Source organism: Bradyrhizobium sp. (assembly GCF_016462955.1).
GTDB lineage: Bacteria > Pseudomonadota > Alphaproteobacteria > Rhizobiales > Xanthobacteraceae > Bradyrhizobium.
Genome location: NZ_JAEMSD010000334.1, coordinates 1 through 7,772, shown reverse-complemented (window position 1 = coordinate 7,772; position 7,772 = coordinate 1). Strand labels below are relative to the sequence as shown.

8 protein-coding genes are annotated in these 7,772 nt (G+C 65.2%); 5 read left to right on the top strand and 3 right to left on the bottom strand.

What is annotated here, in order from left to right:
* Positions 1-56: 56 nt before the first annotated feature.
* Entirely contained in the window at positions 57-539 is a 483-nt protein-coding gene (locus tag JHD07_RS27165; protein ID WP_291627648.1) for a cupin domain-containing protein, read from the bottom strand.
* A 239-nt stretch (positions 540-778) separates the two neighbouring features.
* Between JHD07_RS27165 and JHD07_RS27160 the strand changes: the two genes are divergently transcribed.
* Together JHD07_RS27160 and JHD07_RS27155 are read left to right on the top strand one after the other, a co-directional pair.
* A complete protein-coding gene (locus tag JHD07_RS27160; protein ID WP_291627646.1) occupies positions 779-1,063 on the top strand; it encodes a hypothetical protein in 285 nt (94 codons plus the stop codon).
* Between the two features lie 86 nt (positions 1,064-1,149).
* Complete coding sequence (locus JHD07_RS27155; protein WP_291627644.1) at positions 1,150-1,866, top strand: peroxiredoxin-like family protein; 717 nt, start codon at positions 1,150-1,152, stop codon at positions 1,864-1,866.
* A 241-nt stretch (positions 1,867-2,107) separates the two neighbouring features.
* On the opposite strand, the gene JHD07_RS27150 is transcribed toward JHD07_RS27155, so the two are convergent.
* The gene (locus JHD07_RS27150) at positions 2,108-2,989 is read right to left on the bottom strand and encodes a LysR family transcriptional regulator (RefSeq protein ID WP_291627642.1); all 882 of its coding nucleotides are present in this window, start codon (positions 2,987-2,989) and stop codon (positions 2,108-2,110) included.
* Between the two features lie 178 nt (positions 2,990-3,167).
* Here JHD07_RS27150 and JHD07_RS27145 point away from each other — a divergent pair, with 178 nt between their 5' ends.
* Together JHD07_RS27145 and JHD07_RS27140 are read left to right on the top strand one after the other, a co-directional pair.
* The gene (locus tag JHD07_RS27145) at positions 3,168-3,992 is read left to right on the top strand and encodes a 3-hydroxybutyrate dehydrogenase (RefSeq protein ID WP_291627640.1); all 825 of its coding nucleotides are present in this window, start codon (positions 3,168-3,170) and stop codon (positions 3,990-3,992) included.
* Between the two features lie 70 nt (positions 3,993-4,062).
* Complete coding sequence (locus JHD07_RS27140) at positions 4,063-5,205, top strand: patatin-like phospholipase family protein (RefSeq protein ID WP_291627638.1); 1,143 nt, start codon at positions 4,063-4,065, stop codon at positions 5,203-5,205.
* A gap of 326 nt (positions 5,206-5,531) precedes the next feature.
* On the opposite strand, the gene glgA is transcribed toward JHD07_RS27140, so the two are convergent.
* Complete coding sequence (glgA, locus tag JHD07_RS27135) at positions 5,532-6,947, bottom strand: glycogen synthase GlgA (protein ID WP_291627636.1); 1,416 nt, start codon at positions 6,945-6,947, stop codon at positions 5,532-5,534.
* 179 nt (positions 6,948-7,126) lie between these two features.
* Between glgA and JHD07_RS27130 the strand changes: the two genes are divergently transcribed.
* On the top strand, positions 7,127-7,772 hold a 646-nt coding region (locus tag JHD07_RS27130; protein ID WP_291627634.1), incomplete at its 3' end, for a CoA transferase.

Sequence of the window (7,772 nt, the reverse complement as noted above, 5' to 3'; positions counted from 1 at the left end):
GTCCTCATCCCGAGGGCCCGCCGGAGGCGGGCGTCTCGAAGGATGGCCGCGACGAACTACATATGATGATCGTTGGGATCCTTGCGGACGTCGCCGACATAGAGAATGACGGTCTCCTTGCCGAGGTTCTTCCACCAATGCGAGGTGCCGGCAACTTCAGGACGGATGTCGCCGGCCTTGTGCACGATCGGATCGACGCAGTTGGAGGCGTATTCGACGATCTCGCCCTGTTGCACGAAGATGAGCGCCGGACGATCGTCATGGCTGTGCCAGGGCACGATGCCGCCGGGCGCGATGGTCAGCTTGCGGAAGCGCAGCTCGCGACCCTCGATGTGGGCGGGCTGCTTGCCGAGATCGATTGCGCCGAGCGTCACGTCGGTGACGCCGACCGGTTTGGTGTCGACCATCTGCCGTGCGTTCGGCTTGATCTTGTCGGCGGGGCACTCGCCGGCGGAAACCGGCTGTGCCGACAGCGTGAGCACGCCGACGATGGCGAGGCCAGGCCAGATCAGACGCGACAAGGAATGGCTCCTGGACATGAAAAGGTCTCCTGTGTTGACCGCAACCGTGATGGTCGCGGGCCATGGCTGGAGCTTCGTCGAAACCGCGTCCCTCTAGAAATGCCGGCTCGCTCTCGATGCGATAGCGATGCGCTATGTTGATACGCGGCGGCTATCGATCCGATTGGGCAACGGCATTTCCGCTTTCAGAACTTCAGGCGTTCGATGACAAGGCGCCCGATTGGCGGGCGTTTATGTCAATCGGGAGGAGCCCCCCAATGCCGAGATTATCCAAGACACTGGCCGCCACCGCCGCCTTTGCAATCATCGCCACCTCAGCTTTCTCGCAGGCCACTTGGGACTTCAAGGCCGGCATGGCCTATGTCTATGGCGGGCCCGGCAAGATGTCGGCGATGGCCATGGCCCCGGCGGAGAAGAACCACGACGCCATGATGAAGAACGCCAAGAAGGTGCCCGACAACACCGTCTTCTTCATGAGCAACGGATCGCTGTACTACACTCCGGGGCGGCTCGATCCGACCGGCAATTTCTACGTGAACTGAGCGGGGTCCCGGCAGCGCGGCCGCCCCTTGCGGGCGGCCGAAGCGGGAAATTAGTATTCACCGAACGGGAATGCCGGAGCAGGAAGATGACCTCTCTCTCATCAGCCGACGCCGAACAGCTCAGGCTCGCCTTCCAGCGCTGCCGCGACATGGACGGCACGTTGAACGAGCAGCTCCGTGCCTATGCCGATGCCAGCCGCGAGGTCTTTCCCGCCTATGGCGAGGCGGTTGATCGTCTCGTGGCGCGATTGGGCGGGAATGGCGGCGGCGAGACCGCGCCGCGCCCGGGCGATGCAATGCCGCCGTTCATGCTGCCCGACGAGGGCGGCCGTCTCGTCGCGCTGCCCGCACTGCTGGCGCGCGGTCCGCTCGCCGTGATGTTCTTCCGCGGCCATTGGTGTCCCTATTGCCGGCTCAATGTCCGCGCCGTGGTCCAGTCGCTGGACCGCATCAAGGCGATGGGAGCGCAGATCGTGGCGATCGTGCCGGAGACGCAGGAATATGCCGGGCAGCTCAAGGCCGAATCCGGCGCGCCGTTTCCGATTCTGACCGATCTCGACAACGGCTACGCGCTGTCGCTCAATCTCGCGATCTGGCTCGGCACGGAGATACAGAGCTTGCTGTCCTATCAGGACATGGCGAGATTCCAAGGCAATGATGGTTGGATGCTGCCGATCCCGGCCGTATTCGTGGTCGGACGCGACGGCATCGTGAAAGCCCGCTTCGTCGATCCGGACTTTCGAAAGCGCATGGAGATCGATGATCTGATCGAAGCGCTGGAAAGCGCGAGCCGGGAGAACTGAGGCGCGCATCTCTGTTGCCGCGAAGGGCGCGTGGCTCGAGACACATAGAGGTCTTGCAAAGCAGTGAGACGCAAGTTGGAGTGCCCTCGCCCCTTGCGGGAGAGGGCAGCAACGCTGGCAGACACGAGTTCGCTTGGGCGAGGGGTATGCCTCCAAGCTTTCCGTACGGATAGAACCCCTCATCCGGCGCTTCGCGCCACCTTCTCCCGCAAGGGGAGAAGGAAAGGCAGATGTTGCCCAACTACCCCGCAATCTCCCGCCAGTCGGCGCCGCGCAGCATCCGCATCACGGCGTTGCCCACGGCCGTGCGTTGGCGTCCTGCCACTCCATAGAGGTTGACGGTACGGCGGGCGTCCAGCCCTGCGACTGCGGCGCGCGTCAGCCGCTCCGGCACGGGCGAGGTGTGCGGCACCATGGCGACGCCCATGTCGGCCTCGACCAGCTCGATCAGGTCGCGTTCGTTCGAAACTTCGTGACCATGTTCGATGCCGTGCTCGCGCAGGCTGGCGGAGATGCGGCGCGCGTGCTCGCAAAAGGTCCGGCTGAGCAGCTGCTCGGATCGCAGATCGTCCAGATCGACCGAGTTACGGCCGGCCAGCCGGTGGCCTTCGCCCATGACGAGCTCGAAGTTTTCGGTGAACAGCGGCCAGATGTCGAGGCGGTCCCAGGCCTCGTCGATCTCGGCGGCGATGCCGAGCTCGGCCTCGCCCTTCTTCAGGAGTTCACCGACTTCGCGGCTCGTGCCGCGCAGGAAACGCAGTTCGAGCCGGTTGAACTGCCGCCTGATCTCGTTGAGGTGAGGAATCAGCAGGGCCAGGTCGATCGAATGGGTCAGCGCAATGCGGAGCGCGCCGATCTCACCGTTCTTGAACGAGGAGGCGAGTGAGCGCGCGCCGGCGGCGGCGTCATAGCACTGCTTGAGAAGCGGGAGCATGCGCTGACCGAGCTCGGTCAATTGCGCCGCGGGGCGCTCGCGGCGGAACAGGTCGCCGCCGAGTTCGGCCTCGAGCTGCTTGATCGCGCGCGTCAGCGACGGCTGCGTGACGTTGCACTCTTCGGCCGCGCGCGTGAAGTTCAAGAGCTGCGCCACCGCGAGGAAATAGCGGACCTGGTGCATTTCCATGGATCGGCTCCGAGCGAGAATGAAGCCGATCTTATCGGATCGGCTGGCGAATGACATCCCGCCGGCAATAGCGCGCGCCTATGGATTCGGAAGCCAGCCGGTATTTCCGTTTAGGCGGGCGATGCTCCAGCTTCTGCGCAGGCTGGAAAGCCCAGTCGTTGCCAATGGAGACCGTGTCATGAACATGCCGCTGAAGCCGCAGACATCTCAGCCTGCCCGCGCGCTGGCGGGCAAGGTGGCGCTGGTCACGGGCTCGACCAGCGGAATCGGCCTCGGCATCGCGCGTGCGCTGGCCGCCGCCGGTGCCGACATCGTGCTGAACGGGCTCGGCGTCGCAAGCGAGATCGGTCGGACCCGCGAGCAGATCGCCGCCGAGTTCGGGATCAAGGCGAGCTACTCGCCGGCCGACATGACGAAGCCCAAATCCATCGCCGAGATGATCGCAGCCACCATCGCCCAATCGGGCCGGCTCGACATCCTCGTCAACAATGCCGGCGTCCAGCACGTCGCGCCGCTCGACCAATTTCCCGTCGAGAAATGGGATCTGATCCTCGCGATCAACCTGACCTCGGCCTTCCACACCACGCGGCTCGCGCTGCCGGCGATGCGCCGGAACGGCTTCGGCCGGATCATCAACATCGCTTCCGCGCACGGTCTGGTCGGCTCGCCGTTCAAGGCGGCCTACGTCGCCGCTAAACACGGCATCGTCGGCCTCACCAAGGTGACGGCGCTGGAGACGGCCGAGGAAGGCATCACGTGCAACGCGGTTTGTCCCGGTTACGTCTTCACGCCGCTGGTCGAAGCCCAGATCGACGGGCAAGCCAAGGCGCATGGGATTTCCCGCGATCAAGTGGTCCGCGACGTGTTGCTGGCGCAGCAGCCCAACAAGCGCTTCGCCACGCTCGAGGAGCTCGGCGCGCTCGCGGTGTTCCTGTCGACGGACGCGGCGGCTTCGATTACCGGCGTTGCACTGCCCGTCGACGGCGGCTGGACGGCGCACTAACATGGGCCGTCGCAACGAGCCGCAGTCGGCAACGAATGCCCTTGCAATGCAAGCTGATCAGGAGCCACTCATGAACGGTACGCAGACCAACATACAGGGCAACGACCTGCCGGGCCAGGTCGTGCTCGTGCTTCAGGGCGGCGGCGCGCTCGGCTCTTATCAGGCCGGCGTCTACCAGGCCTTGCACGAAGCCGGTATCGAGCCGGACTGGATCATCGGCACCTCGATCGGTGCGATCAATGCAAGCCTCATTGCCGGCAACCCGCCCGAGCACCGGCTCGCGCGCTTGCGGGAGTTCTGGAAGCGGATGGAGCAGCAGCCGGTCTGGGACTGGCGCACCGCGTTTCCGGGATTCAACGAGAAGCTGGCCTATTGGTCGACCGTGACCCACGGGATTCCAGGCTTCTTCAGACCCAATCCGCTGGCGCATGCCGGCGATTCCTATCCGCTGGGTGCCGATCATGCGGGCTATTATTCGACCGTTCCGCTCGAGAAAACGTTGAGCGAACTCGTCGATTTCGCTCTGGCCAACCGCTGCGCGCCGCGCCTCACGGTCGGTGCCGCTCATGTCGGCACCAGCGAAATGCGCTATTTCGACAGCCGCGACGGCGAACTGACGGTGAAGCATGTGATGGCGTCGGGCGCGCTGCCGCCGGCCTTTCCCGCCGTGCGGATCGACGGCGAGCTCTATTGGGACGGGGGCATCCTGTCGAACACGCCGACGGAAGCGGTGTTCGACGACAATCCACGCAGGAACTCGCTGATCTTCTCCGTGCATCTCTGGAATCCCGTCGGGCCGGAGCCGACCACGATGGCGGAGGTGCTGAACCGGCACAAGGACGTGCAATATTCCAGCCGCATCGCGAGCCAGATCGTGCGACAGCAGCAGGCCCATCGCCTGCGCCACGTCATCAACCAGCTTGCGGCGCGTCTGCCCGAGAGCGAGCGCAACGACCCTGCCGTGCGTGAGCTGGCGAGCTACGGCTGTCCGACCCGCATGCATGTGGTGCGGCTGCTGACGCCGCAGCTCGAGCGCGAGACCCACACCAAGGATATCGACTTCAGTCCGTCCGGGATCACGCGGCGCTGGCATGCCGGTTATGCGCACACGAAGGCGGTATTGGCGCGCAAGCCGTGGATTGGCGAATTCGATCCGCTCGCCGGCGTGGTGCTGCATGAGCATATTGACGAGATGCCGATGGCCGCCGAGTAGGGCGCCTCGCCTTCATCGAATTGCCAGCGGCCCTGCGGATGGTCGGCAGTCCGCAGCCGAAAGGTACTGCAAGTGGTGTCAGCCAGGGATCTGGAATCAGCCCTCGAACAGGTCCGCGCCTCGGCGCGCGGCCGCGCGCTGTTGCTGCAGCTGGCTCACCCGCTGCGATCGCCGCGCGGGAATAGGGGCTCGAGGCCAATCGTGTTTCAGCTGTCATTCCGGGGCGCGCGGAGCGCGAACCCGGAATCCATTTCTCCCAGCATTCCGGTAGAACGATGGATTCCGGGTTCGCGCCAAGCGGCGCGCCCCGGAATGACAGCGGTGCCTCACACCGACGCCAGCTTGCGGTACAGCGCGCCGTAGCTGCCGGCCGAGATGCTCCAGGAGAACGAGCGTCCCATGGCGCTGCGGCGCATGGTGTCGAGCTGGTCGTGGGCCATGAAGGCCGAGAAGGCCCGCCGCACGCCGCCGAGGAAGGATTCGCGCGAGGGTCTCGAGAACAGGAATCCTGTCTCGCCGTCGGTGATGGTCTCGGCAAGGCCTCCGGTCTGGTGACCGATCGGCAGCGAGCCGAAGCGCTGGGCGTACATCTGGCTGAGGCCGCACGGCTCGAACCGCGACGGCATCAGGGTGAAATCGCTGCCGGCGAAGATGCGGCGCGCCTGGGCATCGTTGAAGCCGATGGCGACGCCGATGGCATCGGGGCGGCGTCGATGCGCGTCGATCAAGGCCTGCTCCAGCGCCGGCTCGCCGGAGCCGGTGACCACGATCTGCCCGCCGGCATCGACGATCTCGTCGGCCGCAGACAGCACGAGGTCGATGCCTTTCTGGTGAACGAGCCGGGCGACGATGCCGAATATCGGTCCGCGCGAGACCGCCAAGCCGAACTGCTTGCGGACGTAGTCCGCGTTCGCCTTCTTGCCGACCCAGTCGCCCGCGCCGAACTGCTGGGCGAGCTTGGCGCAGGAGCGCGGGTCCCAACTCTCGTCGATGCCGTTGAGGATCCCGGTGAGCTCGGCGGCGTCCGAGCGCAGGCGCAGGAGGCCCTCGAGGCCGCAGCCGAATTCGGCCGTGGTGATCTCCCGCGCATAGGTGCCGCGGACGGTGGTGAGGTGCGAGGCGTAGACGAGGCCCGCCTTGAGGAAGGAGACCTGATCGTAGAACTCGACGCCGTCGATGTGAAACGAGCTTTCCGGTGCCCCGATCCGGCGCAGTGAGTCCTTCGGGAATAGGCCCTGATAGGCGAGGTTATGGATGGTCAGGATCGACGGCAGCTTGGCGCCGTGCCAGGCAAGGTATGCGGGCACGAGCGAGGCCTGCCAGTCATTGGCATGGACCAGGTCTGCTGCCCAATCCTTGTCCAGCTTGCCCATGGCGAGCTCAGCCGCCGCCGAGGCAAAGCGCGCGAAGCGGATGTCGTTGTCGGGCCAGTCGCGTCCGGACTCGTCGCCATAGGGATTGCCCGGACGGTCGTAGAGCTGTGAGCACAACAGCACGTAGACCGGCATGCCGTCCTTGGTGGCGGCCCGGCCGAGCGAGCAGGCCGGCATTTCCGCGAATGCAGGGCAACGGCCGACGATCTGAATATGCGTGAGTTGCTCGATGATGTCGCGATAGCCCGGCAGCATGATCCGGATATCGGCGAAGGCGCGAAGTGCACGGGGGAGCGCGGCGGAAACCGCGCCCAACCCACCAACGCGGACGAAGTCGTCCATCTCTGTGGTGACGAACAAGACCCTCAAGAACGGCGCCCTCTTCCCATCCCGCTTGCTGCCATGCAAGAACGGGTCCAATTGTCCTAAAACTTCTCAAGCCCGCCCACGCGGTGCGCCGTTCGGTAAATACTTTCCTACTCAGCCGCCGCCCTCTAGGGTCGCCGCACCAACCAGAGAGAACAGTGAAGGTTCCAAAGAGCTCCAGGATGCAGCTACCAGATAAGCATGAGGAGACGACGACAAAGGCCTTCGCGGGCCTGCGTGTCCTGGATTTTTCGACCACGATCGCCGGCCCTCATTGCACCCGGATGCTCGCTGACATGGGCGCCGAGGTCATCAAGATCGAGACTGACGGCGGCGAGACGATGCGGACCCGGCCTCCGCTCCGCAACGGGTGCAGCACCGCGTTCGGCCAGCTCAATGTCGGCAAGAAGAGCGCGGTGCTCGACCTCAAGTCCGAGAACGACAAAGAGGCGGTGCGCCGGCTGGCCGCCACCGCCGATATACTGGTCGAGAACTTCCGCCCCGGCGTGATGCAGCGGCTGCGGCTCGACTACGAGAGGCTGCGGCCGCTCAACCCGCGGCTGATATACTGCTCGATCTCCGGCTATGGCCAGACCGGCCCCTCGGCCGAGCTGCCGGCCTACGCTCCCGTGATCCACGCGGCCTCCGGCTACGACATGGCGCATCTGGCCTACCAGCCCGGCCGCAGCCGTCCCGACTATTGCGGCATCTACCATGCCGACGTCGTCACCGGCACCTACGGTTTCGGTGCGATCACTTCGGCGCTCTATCAGCGTACCGTGACGGGGCTCGGCCAGCACATCGACGTCTCGATGCTGGAAACGATGC